The following is a 17,488-nucleotide window of genomic DNA, read 5'->3' as shown; positions in this document are numbered from 1 at the left end:
GTTCCTCAACGTCCTCAAGCACCGTGTGGCCCGCAAACATGGTAGTTGGTGCTTGAGAGGGGTTTTTCAGGGGCGACCTATTAGCGCCCAGCCTGAATCGTCGTACCAAATCGGCCCGCGCGCGCCAGGGTTGACGCCCCACTCAACCGCTGGCGGCAAAGGCGGCCAGACGCTCGCCGTCGAGCCGGTAGACGGTCCAGCCATCCATCGGGCGGGCGCCCACCGCCTGGTAGAAATCGATCGCCGGCTGGTTCCAGTCCAGCACCGACCATTCGAAACGCCCGCAGCCGCGCTGCACGGCCAGCTGTGCCAGGTGCCGCAACAGCGCCAGGCCCGCGCCCTTGCCGCGCGCTTCCGGCCGCACGAACAGATCTTCCAGATACAGGCCGTTGCGGCCCAGCCAGGTGGAGTAATTGAAGAAATACACCGCAAATCCCAGCGCCTGGCCATCCTGTTCGCAGATCAGCGCGTGCGCGGTGGCGGCGTCGCCGAACAGGCTGGCGCGCAGATCGTCGGGGCCGGCCTTCACCGCCTCCGGCTCGCGCTCGTAGACCGCCAGCGCCGTGATCAGCTCATGCAGCAGCGGCACATCGTCTGGCGTGGCGGTGCGGATGCGCGGGGTGGCCGGGCTCACCGCACCGCCTCCACTGCCGCGCGCATTTGCGCGATCACCTGAGCATAGTCGGATGCATTGAAGATGGCCGAGCCGGCAACGAAGGTGTCCGCCCCGGCCGCAGCGATCTCGCCGATGTTGTCGGCCTTGACCCCGCCATCGATCTCCAGCCGGATCGGCTTGCCCGTGGCGTCGATCCGGCTGCGGATGGCGCGCAGTTTGTCCAGGGCGGAAGGAATGAAGGCCTGGCCGCCGAAACCGGGATTGACCGACATCACCAGCACCAGGTCCAGCTCCGGCAGCACCCAATCCAGGATATCCACCGGGGTGGCCGGATTGAGCACCAGGCCAGCCTGGCAGCCATGCGACTTGATCAGTTGGATGGTGCGATGCACGTGGCGGCTGGCTTCGGGATGGAAGCTGATGGTGGTGGCGCCTGCCTGCGCGAAATCCGGCACGATGCGGTCCACCGGCTCGACCATCAGGTGCACGTCGATCGGCGCGACGATGCCATGCTTGCGCAGCGCCTGGCAGACCATCGGGCCGATGGTGAGATTGGGCACGTAGTGGTTGTCCATTACATCGAAGTGCACCCAGTCGGCGCCGGCCTTCAGGACGTTGTTCACTTCCTCGCCCAGGCGGGCGAAATCGGCGGACAGGATGGACGGGGCGATCGCCGTCGATTGCATGGGCAGCTCGTAGGAAGACGGAATGGACCATTGTCGCAACCGCTGCCGTGTGAGGAAAGGCATGCATCCGTGGCGGACTCGACTGCGTATGCTCCAAGACCGGCGCGCCGCGCCCGATCCGAGGAGACCACATGAAAACCACCCCGCTCGCTTCCACAGCCCTCGTTCTGCTGGCCCTGGCCCCCACGGCCTGGGCGCAATCCGGCCCGGCCGACTGGTCCGGCTTCTCCATAGGCGCCAATGTCGGCGGTGCCGACCCGGCCGGTGTCTCTGGGGGCCGCTTCGGCTTCGACACCGATCTGAACGGCCGCGACGGCGACCAGGTCAGCACCGCCACCGGTGCCGATGCGTTTTCGCCCGGGTTCTGCGGCGGCGCCGCGGCCGGACGCACCCCGGCCAACGGCTGCAGCAAGGACAAGGGCGGTGCCGAGTACGGCGCGCGGCTGGGCTACGACTGGCAGGCCGGCAGCTGGGTCTACGGCGTGGTGGCCGAATACACCCGAAACGATATCCGCGACAGCGTCAGCGCCTTCAGCACCACCCCGGCGCTGTACACCTTCACCCGCCAGCTCAACCGTACCGCGGCATTGCGCGGCCGTCTCGGCTACGCGTTCGGCGCGCAGGGCGATTACCTGGCGTACGTCACCGCCGGCGTGGCGCGCGGCGAGTTCGACCACGGCTTCACCAGCAGCAATACCGCCAACAGCTTCACCGGCCGCGGTGGCGACAGTGCCGATGGCTATCAGGCCGGCATCGGCCTGCAGCGGCGCTTGAGCGACCATGTCTCGGTGGGCGTGGAGTATCTGTACACCCGCCTGCAGGACGACGACACCCGCGTGCGCGTCGGGCCGGGCACTGCGCCGGCGACCAATCCGTTCCTGCGGGTCAATCCGGCCGGCACCGATCTGCGCCGTACCGATACCGATTTTTCGACCAATGCGGTTCGTCTGACCGTCGGCTACCGCTTCTGAGGCATGCCCCGGGCCTGGCTGCCATGTCAGGCCCGACGACGCGGCCATGGCGCGCCCGCGCGACTGCCGGGCATCGTGCCCGGGCGCTGCGCTCAGCGCTTGCGCATCCGCTGGATGCGGTCGTAGGCAGCGTTGATCTGGCTGGCCTTCCGCTCCGCCTGGCGGCGCGCCTCCGGCTCGGCATTGGCCACCTTGTCGGGGTGGTAGCGCGACATCAGCCGGCGATAGGCCAGATCGACCTCGGCAGTGGTGGCGTCCGGCTCCAGCCCCAGCGCCTCGTACGGGTTCTCTGCCCGGCGCTTGAACCAGCCGGCGTCCACCGCGTGCCCGATCGCCAGGCCGATCATCAGCCCCACGAAGGGCGCGCCACGAAACAGCAGGGCGCCGGCCAATGCGCCGAGCAGTTTTCCGTACCAGGACATGGGCGATCGGGGGCGGGGAAGGCGGGCAGGCGATCTTACCCGAACGCCTGTTCGGGCTGGCTGACGCGGCGTCCACGGCGTGCCTGCACGGCAACCAGATAAAACCAGCGGACCGCCACGAAGCGCCGTACACTACGCGGCCCGCTGCCCACCCGCGGGCCCGCCGGGTCCCGGGGACAGCGTCATTGCGACGTCCTTAGGAGTGCCTGTGTCGACCACGCTGTTGCAATCCGATCTGCCCGGCCTACCGTTGCGTCACCGTGGCAAGGTCCGCGATGTCTTCGATATCCCGCGCGACCGTCTGCCCGCGGATGCTCCGCCGGGCGACTACCTGTTGATGGTGGCCACCGACCGCCTGTCGGCGTTCGACGTGGTGCTGCCGGATCCGATTCCTGGCAAGGGCGAAATGCTCTGCCAGGTCTCCAACTTCTGGTTCCACAAGACCGAACACCTGATGCCCAATCATCTGGTCGACATTGGCGTGGAGCAGGTGCTGCCCGACGGCGTGGACCCGGCGTTGTACGCCAGACGTGCGGTGGTGACGCGCAAGCTCAAGCCGGTGCCGGTGGAAGCGATCGCCCGCGGCTATCTGATCGGCAGCGGCTGGAAGGATTACCAGCGTACCGGCAAGATCAGCGGTATCGAACTGCCCGACGGCCTGCGCCAGGCCGAGAAACTGCCCGAACCGATCTTTACCCCGTCCACCAAGGCCGCCGTCGGCGACCATGACGAGAACATCGACTTCGATGCGATGGTCAGGACCGTCGGCGCCGAGCTGGCCGAGCGCGTGCGCGATGCCACCTTGCGCATCTACCGTTTCGCGGCGGACTTCGCCGCCGAACGCGGCATCCTGCTGGCTGACACCAAGTTCGAATTCGGCACCGACGCCGATGGTCGTCTCTACATCATGGACGAGATGCTGACGCCGGATTCGTCGCGCTACTGGCCGGCCGATCAATACGAACTGGGCACCAGCCCGCCGAGCTACGACAAGCAATTCGTGCGCGACTATCTGGAGACCCTGGACTGGGGCAAGACCGCGCCGGGCCCCAGCCTGCCAGCGCAAGTGATCGATCGCACGCGTGCGAAGTATGCCGAAGCACTGCAACGGCTGGCGGGTATTTCGGTCGATTGATGGGGTGGCGCCCCGCTGTCAGGGGCTTTGAGTCGCACTGACGCCGCCATGACTTGAGCGCCGACATACTCGGCGCGCCTGGACCCGATCCAAGAGGCCGCCGGAGCCCGTTGGCAGCCGTGCGTGAAAGTTCACAACGGCCATCCACGTGCATTGGCACATACCCCATCAGGCACGCCGCGATGGCGCGCCTCTCTCCAATGAGGTCGCAATGGCTCTGTCACGTCTACTTCTCGGCCACTCACGCGCGCTCTGCGGCGCCATGCTTTCCGGTTCACTGCTCGTATTGAGCGCCTGCAGTGCAGGCGAGTCTGCCGCGCCTGCCGCATTGCCAGCCGCGCCTACTGCGTCAACTGCACCCTCAGCACCCTCAGCACCTGCAAGTGCATCGTTAAACGACACAATTGCCGCGCTGATACAAGCCAGCGGCGTCAAGTGCACGGATGCAAAGACGGCGAAAGGCTGCACCGCAGGCAATGTCGATAGCGGTGATTTTTACGACGTAGAGCTGTCGCCCGATTGTGGCGTTGATGGGTTCTTCGCTGGCGTTGCACAAGCCAAGGGTGTGGATGCATTGAGTACGGTGCCCACCACAGGCAGCAGCGCAACGGCGAATGCCAGCCTGGCACAAGGTCAGCTCGTCTGCGTCCAGGCGATCGGCCGCGCAGGACAGAACCCGCTTTATTATTACGTCGTCGCAATCCCAGCAGACAGCGTTGCAAAGTGCAAAAACAATGTGCTTTGCAAGACGTATGGTGATAGGCCGATCAAGCGTATGACGCCTGCACGTGGTGATGCCTGCCATGCAGCAGCACCCGGACGGTATGTTGGCAGTTGCGCGCAGGGATGGGTCAGCGCGGAGGCACTGGACGTATTTTCGGACGGACTGTAAGTCAGACAACACACATCAGGTTCGACCAACCACTCAGCAAAGGAACAGCTCATGTCGGATCCCAAGATTACCCGTGTGGTCAGTAGTGTGGGCACGACGCGTACGCTGGAAATGGATGACGGCAGCGTCATCACCCGCTCCGGTGGCACCGTCTCGTGGCGTAACAACAATCCCGGCAACCTCAAATTCGAATTTGCCGGAAGTGCCGATAAGACCGTCAATAACCCCCGCACCCGCGAGCAGGCACTCGAAGCGGCACAGAATCGCTATCAAGGCGTGGTCGGGCTGGATCAATGGGGTAACGCCGTCTTTGAAAGCTACGAAGCCGGTCGGGCTGCCAAGATCCAGCTCCTGGAGCATCGCTTCGCTGAAAAGACAGTCGAAGAAATTCTGCCAAGTTATTCAACCGCTGATTACAGTGGTCGCACCCACCACAAGGAACAGGCAGCCGCGATCTTTGCGGAAGGAGATCGACACGGCGTGGATCTGCGCGAGAAGACCGTCGGACAGATGAGCGTGCGCGAACGCGAGGTGCTCGCGGACGGAATTCGGCGTTTCGAGGGCTGGCGCGCGGGCGAGGTAACGATCACCCAGCAGCCTTCACATACGCCATCAGTGGGACAGCCACAGACGCCATCATCCACGACGCCCGCTACAACCGCACCTACAGCCAGTCAAACGGCAGCAGCCGCCACCGGCGCTGCCGTCTACAACGAGGCGTACCAGCATTTCCTGGGCGAAGGTCGGCGGTACGAGTACGGTCGCCCCGATCATCCACGCCCAGGCCGCGACAGTAGTCGGTTGGAGCGTGACGCAGATGGCGACGGACGCCTGGGCGTGGACTGCTCCGCCTTTGTCTGGCGCGGGCTCAAGAACGCCGGATACGATGTGCCCGGCGAAAACGCGGCTGGCTTCACGACTGCCAAATTGTTCAATGGTGCCAATACCACAGCATATGCACGCGAACATTTCGATGTCACTTCGGCTGCAGAAGCACGCAAGCCAAATGGAAGCCTGCACCAGGGCGACATCCTGATGTTTTCATCATCGCAGGGCCAGCATGTCGGCATCTTCAAGGGTTACGACGCCAAAGGAAACATCCAGTTCATCGGCTCTCAAGGCAGCACGGGACCTGCAGAGGTCACGATCAGTCCCGGTGGCTATTGGGACGGCGGCGGAACGCGTATTGTCGGCGCGTTGACTCCGAAACCCGAGTTCCAGGTGCGTGCACCACTGCATGGTACGTCCGAGCCGCCTGCAGCACGCACTCAGACACACACCAGTGTGTCGCCAGCTCACCCTTTCTCGAACGGAATCACCTCTCATCACCTCATGAAGCACGGAGCTCGCGGAGGCGAAGTGCAGTCGCTGCAGCAAGATCTCAACCGGCTGGGTGTACGCGACGCGCAGGGCAATCGACTCGCCGAGGACGGGCGCTTTGGCGATAACACGCGCGAAGCGGTGATGGCATTCCAGAAGCAGCATGGGCTGCAGCAGGACGGAGTCGTCGGCCGCGATACGCGGGCGGCGTTGTCGGCGCCTGCGGCCAGGGCGGCCGATGCCCCGGTCGCGGCTTCGACAGGTCTGTCGCTCAACGATGCATCGCATCCGGACCATGCGTTGCACAACGCAATTCGCAGCAAACTGCCGAGCGTGATTTCCAACGAGGCCGCTGCCAATATCACCTTGCAGGCCAAGCAAAACGGCATCGACAGCCCGGACAAGTTGCAAAGTGTGATGGTGCAGGACGGCAAGGCGTTCGTGATGGGGACCACGCGCGGCTTCAGGGCCGCGGTGGATCTGAATCAGCCGGCACCCCCGCTGGAGCAGACCAGCGCGCAGCTGCTCGCCGGTCAGACGCAACAGCAGCAGATGCAGGACCAACAGCAGAAGGTCGCCATCGGCGGCCGCTGACGCCGCAGCAAAGTGATGATGAAAGCCGGTCAGTCCTCTGGCCGGTTTTTTTTTACCACTCCCTGATGTTGCGCGCACGGCAGGCTGCCCCGGACCAATCGCTGCGGGTAGGCGCCGCGCCGGGTGTGCAGCTGCTAGCGGTACAGATAACGATGTATTTGCCCGCCGCCGTGGCGCGCAAACCTGCCCGCTCTGCGATGGGCTTCCGCAGCACAAGGTGGCCGTGCGCACAGATCGTAAGACGGCTTTAACTTTTACTACTTCCCCGTTCTGGAGTGTGCCAGCTTGTCTGCCGGCAGCTGCTGCCGATCGCGACCGGCGCTGGTGTGGTATCCCGCCGGCTTCTTGCATTGCACGTTCTGGGAGAGAGTCGTCATGCAATTCCATCTGTTGGGCGCGGCCATCTGCTGCGCGCTGTCGTTTTCTGCTGCCGCCACCGCGGCGGATCTGTCTGCCAACGCGGCGGTCTCGCGTGCGCAGGGCTTGCTGGGCAACACCGCCTCGGCCCTGGCCAATCGTGCACCTGCCGATGTCTTCATCGCGCGCGACAGCATCGTCGATGCCGATGGCAGCGAGCATGTGCGTTTCGATCGTACCTACCAGGGCCTGCCGGTGATCGGCGGCGATGTGGTGGTGCATTCGCGCCGCGGGGTGATGCGGCAGCTGAGCCAGACCCTGGATACGTCGTTGCGCCCCAGCCTCGTACCCGGGATCGATGCCGCCACTGCGTTACGCGTGGCCGCTGCGCAATTCGACGTGGCGCAGGACGCAGCACCGCGTGCCAGCCTGGCGATCTATGCGCGCCAGGGAGCGCCACGCCTGGTCTACGATGTGGTCTACAGCGGCATCAAGCCGGACCAGACGCCGACCGAAATGCATTACATCGTCGATGCGGTGGATCGGCGCATTCTCGAGTCCTGGGATACGGTGCATACCGCGTGCGCGGGCGGCACCGCCGCAGCCGGTAGCGGGCGCGCCCTGTACGCGGGCAGCGTACCGCTGGCCAGCACGCGGTGCAGCAGTGGATTCGAGCTGACCGATCTCGGTCGCGGTGGCGGTGCGACCTATACCATGCGCAACGGCACCTCCGGCAACGGCACGCTGCTGACCGATGCCGACAACGCCTGGGGCAACGGTGCCAACAGCGACGCCGCCACGGTGGCGGTGGATGCGCACTACGGCGTCTCGCTGACCTGGGATTACTTCAAGAACATCCACGCGCGTAGCGGCATCGCCAACGATGGGCGCGGTGCGCGCAGCCGCGTGCACTACGGCAACCGCTACAACAACGCCTTCTGGTCCGACAGCTGTTTCTGCATGACCTTCGGTGATGGCGACGGCAGCACGTTCACGCCACTGGTCTCGGTGGACGTTGCCGGCCACGAGATGACCCACGGCGTGACCAGTCGCTCGGCGCGGCTGGTGTATGGGGGCGAATCGGGCGGCTTGAACGAGGCCACCTCCGACATCATGGGCGCGATGGTGGAGTTTTCCGCCAACAACAGCGCGCAGCCGGGCAACTATCTGATCGGCGAAAAACTCATCGCCGGCAACAGCAGCGGGACGCTGGCGCTACGCTACATGTTCAAGCCCAGCCTGGATGGCGATTCGCCGGACTGCTATCGCAGCAACCTGGGCTCGATCGATGTGCATTACAGCTCCGGCGTGGCGAACCATTTCTACTATCTGCTGGCCGAAGGTGCAGTAGTGCCGAGCGGTTTCGGTGCGGGCACCAGCTACAACCTGACACCGGCCGGGCTGGTCTGCAATGGCAATACCGCGTTGACCGCGATCGGCCGTGCCGCCGCCAGCCGCATCTGGTACCGCGCGCTCACGGTCTACATGACCTCGTCCACCAACTATGCAGCCGCGCGCCGGGCCACGCTGAGTGCGGCCACCGACCTGTATGGCAGCAGCTCCACGCAGTACCGCGCCGTGGCGGCCGCCTGGAGCGCGGTGTCGGTCAACTGACCGCATCGGTGCCGTGCCGCCCACCGACGGCACGGCAGGGCAGCGCTGATGCGTGCGCACCACTGCAGCGGTGCGCACGCGTATGCTTGGGTCATTCCTGGGAGGGAACATGACCGAACGCACTACGACCGCGCGACCGATCGACCGTTATTTCGCCAGCTATTCCGACGACCACCGCAATGCCACCAACCAGCAGATCCATGTGCTGGCGGTGCCGGCCATCCTGTGGTCGGTGGTGGCCCTGCTGTGGTGCATTCCGGTCGGCGGTACCTGGTTCACCAGCGGGGTCTGGGCAGCGCTGACGATGTTCGCGGCATGGTCCTACTACAACCGGCTGTCGCGCCCGCTGGGTCTGGGCATGTTGGGGATCTTCTTCTTCTTCGGCTGCCTGTGCCGGCTGGTCGAGAGCAGGATCGGGCTCGACGGCCTGTTCGCCACCGGCCTGGCGGTCTTCGTGCTGGCGTGGATCGCACAGTTCGTGGGGCACAAGATCGAAGGGCGCAAACCGAGCTTTCTCACCGACCTGACCTATCTGCTGATCGGGCCGATCTGGGTGCTGGCCAAGCTCTATCGCCAACTGGGCTGGCGTTACTGAGGCAGCGGCAGTCTGCCGGCGGCTTGGACAGCCGATAGAACGGCTGCACTCACCGCCAGCTGATTCCGGCCGGCGCCTGGAATCGGCGCTACGCGCGCAGCCTCCGGTTCTGCGCGCGCCTTCCACGCCCGTGGAGCGACTGCTCGCTACGTTCTGTCGGCCACGCTCAGTCGCCGATGCCAAGCTCTTCCGGCAGCGGCCGGAACGCGCGTGGCACATAACCGAAATCGCGGCGCGCCGGTTCCAGATCGAACACCAGGTCATCGCGCATGCGCTGCAGCGCCGCCGCGTTCATGCCGCGCAGGCGTCCCATTCGATGGGCAGCGATCAGCGCAAGGCCGAACAGGCTCGGCGGCACCTGATACAGGCGCGCCGGTCGTGGCAGTGCGGCGAGTACCCGCTCCACCATCTGCGTGTAGGCCAGTACTTCGCCACCACCCACGGCATAGCTGCGTTGCTGCGTGGCCACCTGCCCGAGTACGGCCAGTGCGGCATTGGCCAGGTCGTCCACATGCACCGGCTGGCGCAGGCCGGTGGCGTTGGCGGGCAGCAGGAAGGCGCCGGTGCGCTGGGCAAGCCCGGCGATCTGGGTCAGCGTCTTGTCGCGCCCGGCACCGTAGACCAGGGTCGGGCGCAGCACGGTGGCGGCGCAGCCGCGCGCCTGCGCCGCGGAGAACAGCGCTTGCTCGGCAATGGCCAGGCGCTGAGCCACGTCGCGCTCGGCCGGATCGCTGGAATGTTCCTTGACCTCGACGCTGGTGGAGCCGAAGGCGACGATGCGTGCGGCGACCACCGGGTTTTCGGCGTACCAGCGCGCGAAATGATCCAGTGGCCCGCAGCTGAAGATGGCCTCGAACGTCTCGCCTGCTGCCGCAGGCATCGCCAGGCCGCCTTGTCTCCAGATCAGCCCCGTCCGCGTCGCGCGCGGTTGACGCGACCATGCCGTGACCTGCCAGCCGCGACTCAGCAGCCGGGTCAGCAGGCGCTCGCCGATCTGGCCGCTACCGCCGAACACCAGGGCGCGGGGCGCGGATACGGCGGGGGACGGAACAGGATCGGCAGCGGTCACAGGGCAGCGAAGGTGGCGGCGGTGAGAACAGCATACCGAGTCCACCGCGCTGGCGCGCAGGCACGCCGCAGCCACCGCTCGACTGCTCTGCGTCGCGCCACGTTGACGCCAGCGTCAATCAACGCTTTGTTAAACTCGACGGCCTGCTCGCGAATCTCGTGTTCCCTGCATGCCTTTTCCGTTGGAAATCCTGCTCGGCCTGCCCTTCCTGATGGCGGCGGCCGTTGCGCTTCTCTGGCGCACGTCACGCGCGATCACCGCATGGGTGGCGGCGGCCGCACCGGTGGCCGGGTTGCTGGTGCTGGCCTGGCTGACGCCTGCGGTGCTGCGTGGCGAGATCGTCGCCAGCGAACACGCGTGGCTGCCGCAGATCGGCCTGTGGTTCTCGTTGCGGATGGACGGGCTGGCATGGATGTTTGCGCTGCTGGTGCTTGGCATCGGCGCATTGGTGGTGATGTATGCGCACTACTACCTGAGCGCGCGCGACAGCGCCTCGCGCTTCTTCGCCTATCTGCTGCTGTTCATGGGCGCGATGCTCGGCATGGTGTTGTCGGGCAATCTGCTGCTGTTGATGGTGTTCTGGGAACTCACCAGCATCAGCTCGTTCCTGTTGATCGGCTTCTGGTCGCATCGCAGGGATGCGCGCGACGGCGCACGCATGGCCTTCGTGCTGACTGCCGGCGGCGGGCTCGCGTTACTGGGTGGCGTGCTGATGATCGGCCGTATCGTGGGCAGCTTTCAGCTGGATGCGGTGCTGGCCGCTGGCGATACGCTCCGTGCCAGCGCCTTGTATCCGTATGCGCTGGGCCTGGTGCTGCTGGGTATCTTCACCAAGAGCGCGCAGTTTCCGTTTCACTTCTGGTTGCCGCATGCGATGGCGGCGCCGACGCCGGTGTCGGCCTACCTGCACTCGGCCACGATGGTGAAGGCCGGCGTGTTCCTGCTGGCGCGCCTGCACCCGGCACTGGCCGGGACCGACCTGTTCTTCTATACGGTGACCGGCATCGGCGCGATCACGCTGCTGCTGGGCGCGTGGTACGCGATCTTCCAGCACGATCTCAAGGGCGTGCTGGCCTACTCGACCATCTCGCACCTGGGCCTGATCACGATGCTGTTCGGGCTGTCCACGCCGATGGCGGTGGTGGCGGGCGTGTTCCATCTGCTCAACCACGCGGTGTTCAAGGCATCGCTGTTCATGGCCGCGGGCATCATCGACCACGAAACCGGCACGCGCGATATGCGCAAGCTGGGCAACCTGCGCCGTCTGATGCCGTTCACCAGTGCGCTGGCGATCACCGCCTCACTGGCGATGGCCGGGATTCCGTTGCTCAACGGATTCCTGTCCAAGGAAATGTTCTTCGCGGTGGCGCTGGAAACCGACGCGCCGCAGTCGATGCGTGTGCTGGCCAGCATCGCCGCGCTGCTGGCCGGTCTGCTGGGCGTGGCCTATAGCCTGCGGTTCGTGCACGACACCTTCTTCGGCGACGGCCCGCGCGATCTGGACACCACGCCGCACGAGCCGCCGCGCTGGATGAAGATTCCGGTGGAGGTGCTGGTGCTGATCTGCGTGGCGGTAGGCATGATACCGGCGTGGACGGTGGCGCCGGTGCTGCGCGCCGGGGCCGCCGCCATCCTGGGCCAGGCGCTGCCCGACTACAGCCTGGCGCTGTGGCACGGCGTCAACTGGCCGCTGGCGATGAGCATCGCCGGCATCGTCGGCGGCACGCTGCTGTACATGACCTTGCGCCGTACGCTGGACCTGCACGCGATCGAGAACCGGTCGCCCGGCAAGGCGCTGTTCCACTGGAATCTGCGCACGCTGTTCGCCTCCACCGCGCGCATGACCGATGCGGTCACCAACGGTAGCTTGCAGCGCATGCTGATGCTGCTGGTGCTCAGTGCCGTAGTCGTGGCGTCGATGCCGTTCCTGCAGGGTGGCGCGCTGCCGGTCTGGCCCGCGCCGGCGCCGATGCCGCTGCTGGGCTGGATGGTGTGGCTGCTGATGATCGCGTGCGCGCTGGGCAGCCTGTTCCTGTACCGGCAACGCCTGCTGGCGGTGCTGGTCCTGGGCGGCACCGGGCTGGCGGTCAGCCTGACCTTCGTGTTCCTGTCGGCGCCGGATCTGGCGCTGACCCAGCTGCTGGTGGAAATGATGACCCTGGTGCTGATGTTGCTGGCGATGAACTACCTGCCCGAGCGCTCGCTGCCCGAGAAGGCGCGGCTGCGCAAGCTGCGCGATGTCGCCCTTGCGGTGATCGCCGGCGCCGGCCTGGCCGCGCTGTCGTACACGCTGATGACCCAACCCAGCCCCACCGTGGCCGGCGAGATGCTGCAGCGCGCGCTGCCGGAGGCGTACGGGCGCAATGTGGTCAATGTCATCCTTGTGGATTTCCGCGGGTTCGACACCTTCGGCGAGATCACCGTGTTCGCCATCGCCGGGCTGGTGGTGCATGCGCTGCTGCGGCGCTCGCGCATGGCGCCGGAGCGCAGCATGCCAGGTCCGGCGATCCGGCTGCCGGTGCCGGCCGATCTGGCGCAGATCATGTTCCCGCTGACCCTGACGGTCTCGTTGTTCCTGTTCCTGCGCGGCCACAACGCCCCGGGGGGCGGCTTCATTGCCGGCCTGGTGCTGGCGGTGCCGTTGCTGATGCAGTACGTGATCCAGGGCGCGGCGTCGGTGGAGTCGCGCTTTGGCTTCGACTATATCCGGCTGATCGGTGTCGGCCTGCTGTGCGCGCTGCTCAGCGGCGCGGGAGCGCTGGCGTTCGGCCTGCCGTTCCTGAGCAGCGGGCATGCCACGGTTGGGTTGCCGTTGCTGGGCGAGCTGGAACTTGCCAGCGCGCTGGGCTTCGATATCGGCGTGTATCTGGTGGTATTCGGCGCGGCGATGTTGATGCTGTCGATGATGGGCACGATCAAACCGTCGCGCACGCGCACCTCGCAGCGTGGCGAGATCGATCCTGCCCGGCGTTCGACACGTACCGCGGAGCAGCATTGATGGAACTGGCAGTGGCAAGCGCGATCGGCGTCCTCACCGCATTGGCGATCTATCTGCTGCTGCGTGCGCGCAGCTTCGACGTGATCCTGGGGATGACCTTCCTGTCGTATGCGACCAACCTGCTGATCTTCGCGGGCGGGCGCTTGCGCAGCGGCCAGGCGCCGGTGCTGCGCGATGGGGTACCGGTGGACCTGCAGCATTACACCGACCCGCTGCCGCAGGCGCTGGTGTTGACCGCGATCGTGATTGCATTCGCGATGACCGCCGTCAGCCTGGTGCTGGCGATCCGCAGCCGCAGCGACAACGGTAGCGATCATGTGGACGCGCATGAAGATGCGACCACCGGGGTGGATACGCGCGAGGCGCAGCGATGAATCATCTGCTGATCCTGCCGATCCTGATCCCGATGCTTGGCGCCTGCGCCTCGCTGTTCGTCGAGCACCGCCGCTATGGGCCGCGCGTACAGCGCAGCGTGGCGTGGACCAGCTTGTTGCTGCTGGCGATCGCGGTGATCGCGTTGTTCGCGCGCGCGGCCGATGGTCAGGTGCTGGTCTATCTGCTGGGCAACTGGCCGGCGCGGCTGGGCATCGTGCTGATGGGCGACCGCCTGTCGGCGTGGATGCTGCTGACCACGCTGCTGCTGGGGGCCGCGTGCCTGCTGCATGCCTGTGCCGGGTGGGACCGACGCGCGCCGCATTTCCATGCGCTGTTCCAGTTCCAGCTGATGGGCTTGAACGGTGCCTTCCTGACCGGCGATATCTTCAACCTGTTCGTGTTCTTCGAAGTGATGCTGATCGCCTCGTACGGGCTGCTGCTCAGCGGCGGACGCGGACTGCAGATGCGCGTGGGGCTGCATTACGTGGTGTTCAACGTCTGCGCCTCGACGCTGTTCCTGATCGCGCTGGGGCTGCTGTTCGGCGTCTTCGGCACGCTCAACATGGCGCAGCTGTCGCAGCGCATCGCCGAGCTGCCGGCGCAGGACCTGCCGCTGGCCAAGGCCACGCTGGGAGTGTTGCTGGTGGTGTTCTGCAGCAAGGCGGCACTGCTGCCGTTGTATCTGTGGCTGCCGGAAACCTATTCGCGCGCTCCGGCGGCGGTGGCGGCATTGTTCGCGATCATGACCAAGGTGGGGCTGTATGCGACCTTGCGCATCTCCAGCCTGTGGTTCGGCGCCGGCGCTGGCGCGTTGCACGGATTTGGCCGGCATGCGCTGCTATGGCTGGGCATCGCGACCCTGCTGATGGCCGCCTTCGGCGTGATGGCGGCATCGCGCCTGCGGGTGATGGTGTCGTATCTGGTGGTGTTTTCGGCGGCGACGTTGTTCATCGCCTTCTCGCTGGACGATGCGCGCGCGCTCGGCGCGGGCCTGTACTACCTGCCGCACAGCAGCTTCGTGGCGGCCGCGCTGTTCATGGTGTCGGACTTGATCCGGCGACGCCGTGGCAGCGCCAGCGATCGCAAGGAAGTCATCGCTCCCCTGCCCGGACGTGCGATTCCCGGCACGATGTTCCTGATCGCCGCGATCGCGGTGGCAGGGCTGCCGCCCTTGTCCGGCTTCCTGGCCAAGGCCGCGTTGCTGCAGCACGTCCCCGAGGGTCTGGTCGGGCCGGTCTGGGGCGCCATTCTGGGAGGCAGCCTGCTGGTGGTGATCGGCTTGACCCGGGCCGGTGTGCGCCTGTTCTGGCGCGTGCCCGCCGCGGCCGAAGACACGCCCGAACTGCAACCGCAGCGCCGTGGCCGCATGCGCCCGGTGGAGACCGCCGCCACGTTGTTGCTGCTCACTGCGCTGGTTGCGATGACGGTGGCGGCCGACCCGTTGATGCGCTACACCGATGCCGCCGGCGCGCAGTTGCGCGACCCCGGCGCCTATGTGGACCAGGTGCGTGCCAGCGCGCCGCTAAGGAGGGCGCCATGAACATCCGTGTGCCATGGCGACGCCGGATCTTTCCGTCGGCACCGTTGAGCGTGACGGTGTTCGTGTTCTGGCTGCTGCTCAGCGACAGCTTCGGCCCGCAGCAGTGGGTGTTGGGCGCATTGCTCGGCGTGGTGGTGCCGATCTTCGCTGCACGGCTGGACCGCGAATTCGCGCGCATCGGCTCGTTGCGCTCGGTGCCGCGCATGCTGCTGGTGGCCGCCGGCGATATCGTGCGCTCCAACATCAAGGTGGCCATGCAGGTCCTGGGACCCGAATCGCGTATCCATCCGGGTTTCATCTGGGTACCGCTGGAGATCGCCAACATCCACGGCATCGCCGCGCTGACCAGCATGATCACGCTCACCCCCGGCACCGTCTCGGCGGCCTTGTCGGACGACCGCAAATACCTGCTGGTGCATGTGCTGCATCTGGACGATCCCGATGCCTTGATCGCCGAGATCAAGCATCGCTACGAGAAGCCCCTGATGGAGATCTTTCCATGACCGGTCACACGTTCATCGAATCGACCATCGTCGTGTGCATGCACGCGGTAGGCCTGGCCATGCTGATGGCGCTCTGGCGCCTGCTGCGCGGCCCGTCGGTGCCCGACCGCATCCTGGCGCTGGACACCCTGTCGATCACCGCCATTGCCGAGCTGATGCTGCTGGGCATGTATCTGGACTCGCCGATCTATTTCGAGGCCGCGCTGGTGATTGCGATGCTCGGCTTCGGCAGCACCGTGGTACTGAGCAAGTACGTGTTGCGGCGGGACATCGTCGAATGATCGCGCTGACCGAATACCTGCTCGGTGCGCTGCTGCTGGTGGGCACCTTCTTCATCCTGATCGGTGCGTTCGGGCTGGTGAAACTGTCGGATTTCTTCAAACGCCTGCATGCGCCGACCAAGGCCAGCACGCTGGGGGTGGGCTGCGTGCTGCTGGCGTCGGTGGGATATCACCTGTTCCTGGGCGTGGACCCGCAGCCGCGCGAGCTGCTGATCACCGTGTTCCTGTTCATCACCGCGCCGATCAGCGCCCACCTGATGGCCAAGGCCGCGCTGTCGCTGATGATGGAAGACCGGCCGGAAGTCCCCAACCACGGCGAGATGGAGAACGAAGGCTTGCCAACGCCGACGACGCAAGGGGACGTCGGCGAGAATGTAGAGAGCGCCAGGCAGCACGAGCGGCCATCCTCCGATCCGCGCTGAATGCCGCGCGGCATTGCGCTGCGGGCGGGCGTTGGACCCGGTAGGCCACGTGCCGCGTACCACCTGGCTGGCGTGAGGCGTTGCCGGTGAGGCGTTGCCAGCGCTGCGTACGTGGCCGGCGTGGCGACGCACTGGTCCGCGGGCACGCCACATCGCTCATCCGCAACCCTCCACATAGTCCACCTGCGGTGGCAGGCCGACCCGCCAACTGAGCACCTTGCCGTCGGCGTCGGTCTCGAACACCAGCGCCGACCGCGCTGCCGTATCGGCATGCCGCAGGGTCTGCGCGCCGGGCACGTACTTGTGCGGCTGCGCCTCCAGCCCATCCGGGTACAGGCTGCGCAACTGCGGCAGCGTCATGCCGACCCGGCCGCCGCCCGGCGCGAGTTCCTTCGGTTCGTTGGTCTGATAGCGAACCAGGCGATCTTGTTCGAACATGAAACCGAAGCGCCGCGCGTCGTCGGCCCATTGCGGGCGTAGCAGGTAGCAGCCACCGTCGGGGGCCGCATCGCCACGCAGATCGCCGCCCCAGGCCGCGCGAGCCTGGCTTGCATCCATGCCCAGGCGCAGGTCGCCGTAGCCGTCCATCCGTGCGAGCGCGGTCTCTGCCTGCCGCAGATGCGGTGGAAACGTCCCTGCCGGGGCGGTCGCCGGAGGCACCGCTCCGGTCGGCTGGTCGCCAACGGACGCGACCGGTGCGGGCGACACCGACGCCGCGGGCGCGTCGTCCGTGCGATGGCAGCCGGCCACGGCCGCCAGCATGCCCATCAAGCCCAGCGTTCTGAAGATCATGCGTTCGCTCCCGATGTCTCTGCGCAGCCTACACAGGCTGCATCGCAGCGATGTGCAGGACCTGCATCCCTGCCTTGCGCAGGCCCATGCACGGCCGGCACGCCGCCGCCGATGTCATCGTCGCTTCATCGGTCGCGCTCACCCTGGCGTCTGCCGAGCGCGTGCGTATCCGGATCGGCGAGCTGCTTCCCGAGGCGCTGCAGGCGGCCTGATGCGGCCAGACACGCGTGGTCCATCGTCCATCGCGTGCGATCGGCAACGGCCGGGACCACCACGCCGTCCAGCCTGCTGCATGCAGTGCTGGGC

Annotated in this window: 18 protein-coding genes; 13 read left to right on the top strand and 5 right to left on the bottom strand. The window is 66.2% G+C overall.

All coding sequences use genetic code 11. From position 1 onward, the window contains the following. Nucleotides 1-142 precede the first annotated feature (142 nt). On the bottom strand, nucleotides 143-634 hold the full coding sequence (locus LL962_RS01705) for a GNAT family N-acetyltransferase (protein WP_228315648.1): 492 nt from the start codon (nucleotides 632-634) through the stop codon (nucleotides 143-145). Beyond that, entirely contained in the window at nucleotides 631-1,302 is a 672-nt protein-coding gene (gene rpe, locus LL962_RS01700; protein WP_228315647.1) for a ribulose-phosphate 3-epimerase, read from the bottom strand. The genes LL962_RS01705 and rpe overlap by 4 nt, the downstream gene beginning before the upstream one ends. Nucleotides 1,303-1,433: 131 nt before the next feature. Between rpe and LL962_RS01695 the strand changes: the two genes are divergently transcribed. Then, entirely contained in the window at nucleotides 1,434-2,273 is an 840-nt protein-coding gene (locus tag LL962_RS01695; RefSeq protein ID WP_228315646.1) for an outer membrane protein, read from the top strand. Nucleotides 2,274-2,365: 92 nt separating this feature from the next. On the opposite strand, the gene LL962_RS01690 is transcribed toward LL962_RS01695, so the two are convergent. Further along, the gene (locus LL962_RS01690) at nucleotides 2,366-2,695 is read right to left on the bottom strand and encodes a J domain-containing protein (protein ID WP_104586116.1); all 330 of its coding nucleotides are present in this window, start codon (nucleotides 2,693-2,695) and stop codon (nucleotides 2,366-2,368) included. Nucleotides 2,696-2,903: 208 nt separating this feature from the next. On the opposite strand from LL962_RS01690, the gene LL962_RS01685 reads away from it, so the two are divergent. The 5 genes from LL962_RS01685 to LL962_RS01665 all read left to right on the top strand — a co-directional run bounded on the left by LL962_RS01685 (nucleotide 2,904) and on the right by LL962_RS01665 (nucleotide 9,202). Next, complete coding sequence (locus LL962_RS01685; RefSeq protein ID WP_167395226.1) at nucleotides 2,904-3,830, top strand: phosphoribosylaminoimidazolesuccinocarboxamide synthase; 927 nt, start codon at nucleotides 2,904-2,906, stop codon at nucleotides 3,828-3,830. A gap of 211 nt (nucleotides 3,831-4,041) precedes the next feature. Continuing rightward, on the top strand, nucleotides 4,042-4,722 hold the full coding sequence (locus LL962_RS01680) for a hypothetical protein (protein ID WP_228315645.1): 681 nt from the start codon (nucleotides 4,042-4,044) through the stop codon (nucleotides 4,720-4,722). 51 nt (nucleotides 4,723-4,773) lie between these two features. Next, entirely contained in the window at nucleotides 4,774-6,636 is a 1,863-nt protein-coding gene (locus tag LL962_RS01675; protein ID WP_228315644.1) for a peptidoglycan-binding domain-containing protein, read from the top strand. A 375-nt stretch (nucleotides 6,637-7,011) separates the two neighbouring features. Next, complete coding sequence (locus LL962_RS01670; RefSeq protein WP_228315643.1) at nucleotides 7,012-8,607, top strand: M4 family metallopeptidase; 1,596 nt, start codon at nucleotides 7,012-7,014, stop codon at nucleotides 8,605-8,607. A gap of 109 nt (nucleotides 8,608-8,716) precedes the next feature. Then, nucleotides 8,717-9,202, top strand: coding sequence for an Mpo1 family 2-hydroxy fatty acid dioxygenase (locus tag LL962_RS01665; RefSeq protein ID WP_104586120.1), 486 nt, complete (start codon nucleotides 8,717-8,719; stop codon nucleotides 9,200-9,202). A 166-nt stretch (nucleotides 9,203-9,368) separates the two neighbouring features. Here the strand turns inward: LL962_RS01665 and LL962_RS01660 are convergent, their stop codons facing one another. After that, nucleotides 9,369-10,271 (bottom strand): NAD-dependent epimerase/dehydratase family protein, encoded by a 903-nt coding sequence (locus LL962_RS01660; protein WP_228315642.1) that lies wholly within the window; start codon nucleotides 10,269-10,271, stop codon nucleotides 9,369-9,371. Between the two features lie 169 nt (nucleotides 10,272-10,440). Here LL962_RS01660 and LL962_RS01655 point away from each other — a divergent pair, with 169 nt between their 5' ends. From LL962_RS01655 to LL962_RS01630, 6 genes are read left to right on the top strand one after another with little or no spacing between them, the layout of a single operon-like run. Next, a complete protein-coding gene (locus LL962_RS01655; protein ID WP_228315641.1) occupies nucleotides 10,441-13,269 on the top strand; it encodes a monovalent cation/H+ antiporter subunit A in 2,829 nt (942 codons plus the stop codon). After that, nucleotides 13,269-13,643, top strand: coding sequence for a Na+/H+ antiporter subunit C (locus tag LL962_RS01650; RefSeq protein ID WP_104586124.1), 375 nt, complete (start codon nucleotides 13,269-13,271; stop codon nucleotides 13,641-13,643). Before LL962_RS01655 ends, LL962_RS01650 begins: the two co-directional genes overlap by 1 nt. Next, complete coding sequence (locus LL962_RS01645) at nucleotides 13,640-15,184, top strand: monovalent cation/H+ antiporter subunit D (RefSeq protein ID WP_228315640.1); 1,545 nt, start codon at nucleotides 13,640-13,642, stop codon at nucleotides 15,182-15,184. The genes LL962_RS01650 and LL962_RS01645 overlap by 4 nt, the downstream gene beginning before the upstream one ends. Continuing rightward, on the top strand, nucleotides 15,181-15,687 hold the full coding sequence (locus LL962_RS01640; protein ID WP_228315639.1) for a Na+/H+ antiporter subunit E: 507 nt from the start codon (nucleotides 15,181-15,183) through the stop codon (nucleotides 15,685-15,687). The genes LL962_RS01645 and LL962_RS01640 overlap by 4 nt, the downstream gene beginning before the upstream one ends. After that, nucleotides 15,684-15,968 carry a K+/H+ antiporter subunit F gene (locus LL962_RS01635; RefSeq protein ID WP_104586129.1) on the top strand — a complete coding sequence of 95 codons (285 nt, stop codon included), beginning with the start codon at nucleotides 15,684-15,686 and terminating at the stop codon, nucleotides 15,966-15,968. Before LL962_RS01640 ends, LL962_RS01635 begins: the two co-directional genes overlap by 4 nt. Then, nucleotides 15,965-16,390, top strand: coding sequence for a Na+/H+ antiporter subunit G (locus tag LL962_RS01630; RefSeq protein ID WP_228315638.1), 426 nt, complete (start codon nucleotides 15,965-15,967; stop codon nucleotides 16,388-16,390). Before LL962_RS01635 ends, LL962_RS01630 begins: the two co-directional genes overlap by 4 nt. A 156-nt stretch (nucleotides 16,391-16,546) precedes the next feature. Here the strand turns inward: LL962_RS01630 and LL962_RS01625 are convergent, their stop codons facing one another. Next, nucleotides 16,547-17,158 carry a lectin gene (locus LL962_RS01625; protein ID WP_425478144.1) on the bottom strand — a complete coding sequence of 204 codons (612 nt, stop codon included), beginning with the start codon at nucleotides 17,156-17,158 and terminating at the stop codon, nucleotides 16,547-16,549. 110 nt (nucleotides 17,159-17,268) lie between these two features. Here LL962_RS01625 and LL962_RS20870 point away from each other — a divergent pair, with 110 nt between their 5' ends. Next, entirely contained in the window at nucleotides 17,269-17,394 is a 126-nt protein-coding gene (locus LL962_RS20870; RefSeq protein WP_255626112.1) for a hypothetical protein, read from the top strand. Nucleotides 17,395-17,488 lie beyond the last annotated feature (94 nt).

Origin of the sequence: Xanthomonas sp. NCPPB 1067 (assembly GCF_020783795.1) — a bacterium.
In the GTDB taxonomy this organism is placed as follows: domain Bacteria; phylum Pseudomonadota; class Gammaproteobacteria; order Xanthomonadales; family Xanthomonadaceae; genus Xanthomonas; species Xanthomonas melonis.
The sequence above is the reverse complement of the archived record's forward strand: the minus strand, read 5'-3'. Positions and strand labels throughout refer to the sequence as shown.

Bases quoted from the DNA above. Each gene is read 5' to 3' on its own strand.
- LL962_RS01645 (WP_228315640.1), top strand. From the start codon at position 13,640: ATGAATCATCTGCTGATCCTGCCGATCCTGATCCCGATGCTTGGCGCC.
- LL962_RS01640 (WP_228315639.1), top strand. From the start codon at position 15,181: ATGAACATCCGTGTGCCATGGCGACGCCGGATCTTTCCGTCGGCACCG.
- LL962_RS01635 (WP_104586129.1), top strand. From the start codon at position 15,684: ATGACCGGTCACACGTTCATCGAATCGACCATCGTCGTGTGCATGCAC.
- rpe (WP_228315647.1), bottom strand. From the start codon at position 1,302: ATGCAATCGACGGCGATCGCCCCGTCCATCCTGTCCGCCGATTTCGCC.
- LL962_RS01680 (WP_228315645.1), top strand. From the start codon at position 4,042: ATGGCTCTGTCACGTCTACTTCTCGGCCACTCACGCGCGCTCTGCGGC.
- LL962_RS01690 (WP_104586116.1), bottom strand. From the start codon at position 2,695: ATGTCCTGGTACGGAAAACTGCTCGGCGCATTGGCCGGCGCCCTGCTG.
- LL962_RS01630 (WP_228315638.1), top strand. From the start codon at position 15,965: ATGATCGCGCTGACCGAATACCTGCTCGGTGCGCTGCTGCTGGTGGGC.
- LL962_RS01670 (WP_228315643.1), top strand. From the start codon at position 7,012: ATGCAATTCCATCTGTTGGGCGCGGCCATCTGCTGCGCGCTGTCGTTT.
- LL962_RS01650 (WP_104586124.1), top strand. From the start codon at position 13,269: ATGGAACTGGCAGTGGCAAGCGCGATCGGCGTCCTCACCGCATTGGCG.
- LL962_RS01695 (WP_228315646.1), top strand. From the start codon at position 1,434: ATGAAAACCACCCCGCTCGCTTCCACAGCCCTCGTTCTGCTGGCCCTG.
- LL962_RS01675 (WP_228315644.1), top strand. From the start codon at position 4,774: ATGTCGGATCCCAAGATTACCCGTGTGGTCAGTAGTGTGGGCACGACG.
- LL962_RS01665 (WP_104586120.1), top strand. From the start codon at position 8,717: ATGACCGAACGCACTACGACCGCGCGACCGATCGACCGTTATTTCGCC.
- LL962_RS01655 (WP_228315641.1), top strand. From the start codon at position 10,441: ATGCCTTTTCCGTTGGAAATCCTGCTCGGCCTGCCCTTCCTGATGGCG.
- LL962_RS20870 (WP_255626112.1), top strand. From the start codon at position 17,269: ATGCACGGCCGGCACGCCGCCGCCGATGTCATCGTCGCTTCATCGGTC.
- LL962_RS01625 (WP_425478144.1), bottom strand. From the start codon at position 17,158: ATGGGCATGCTGGCGGCCGTGGCCGGCTGCCATCGCACGGACGACGCG.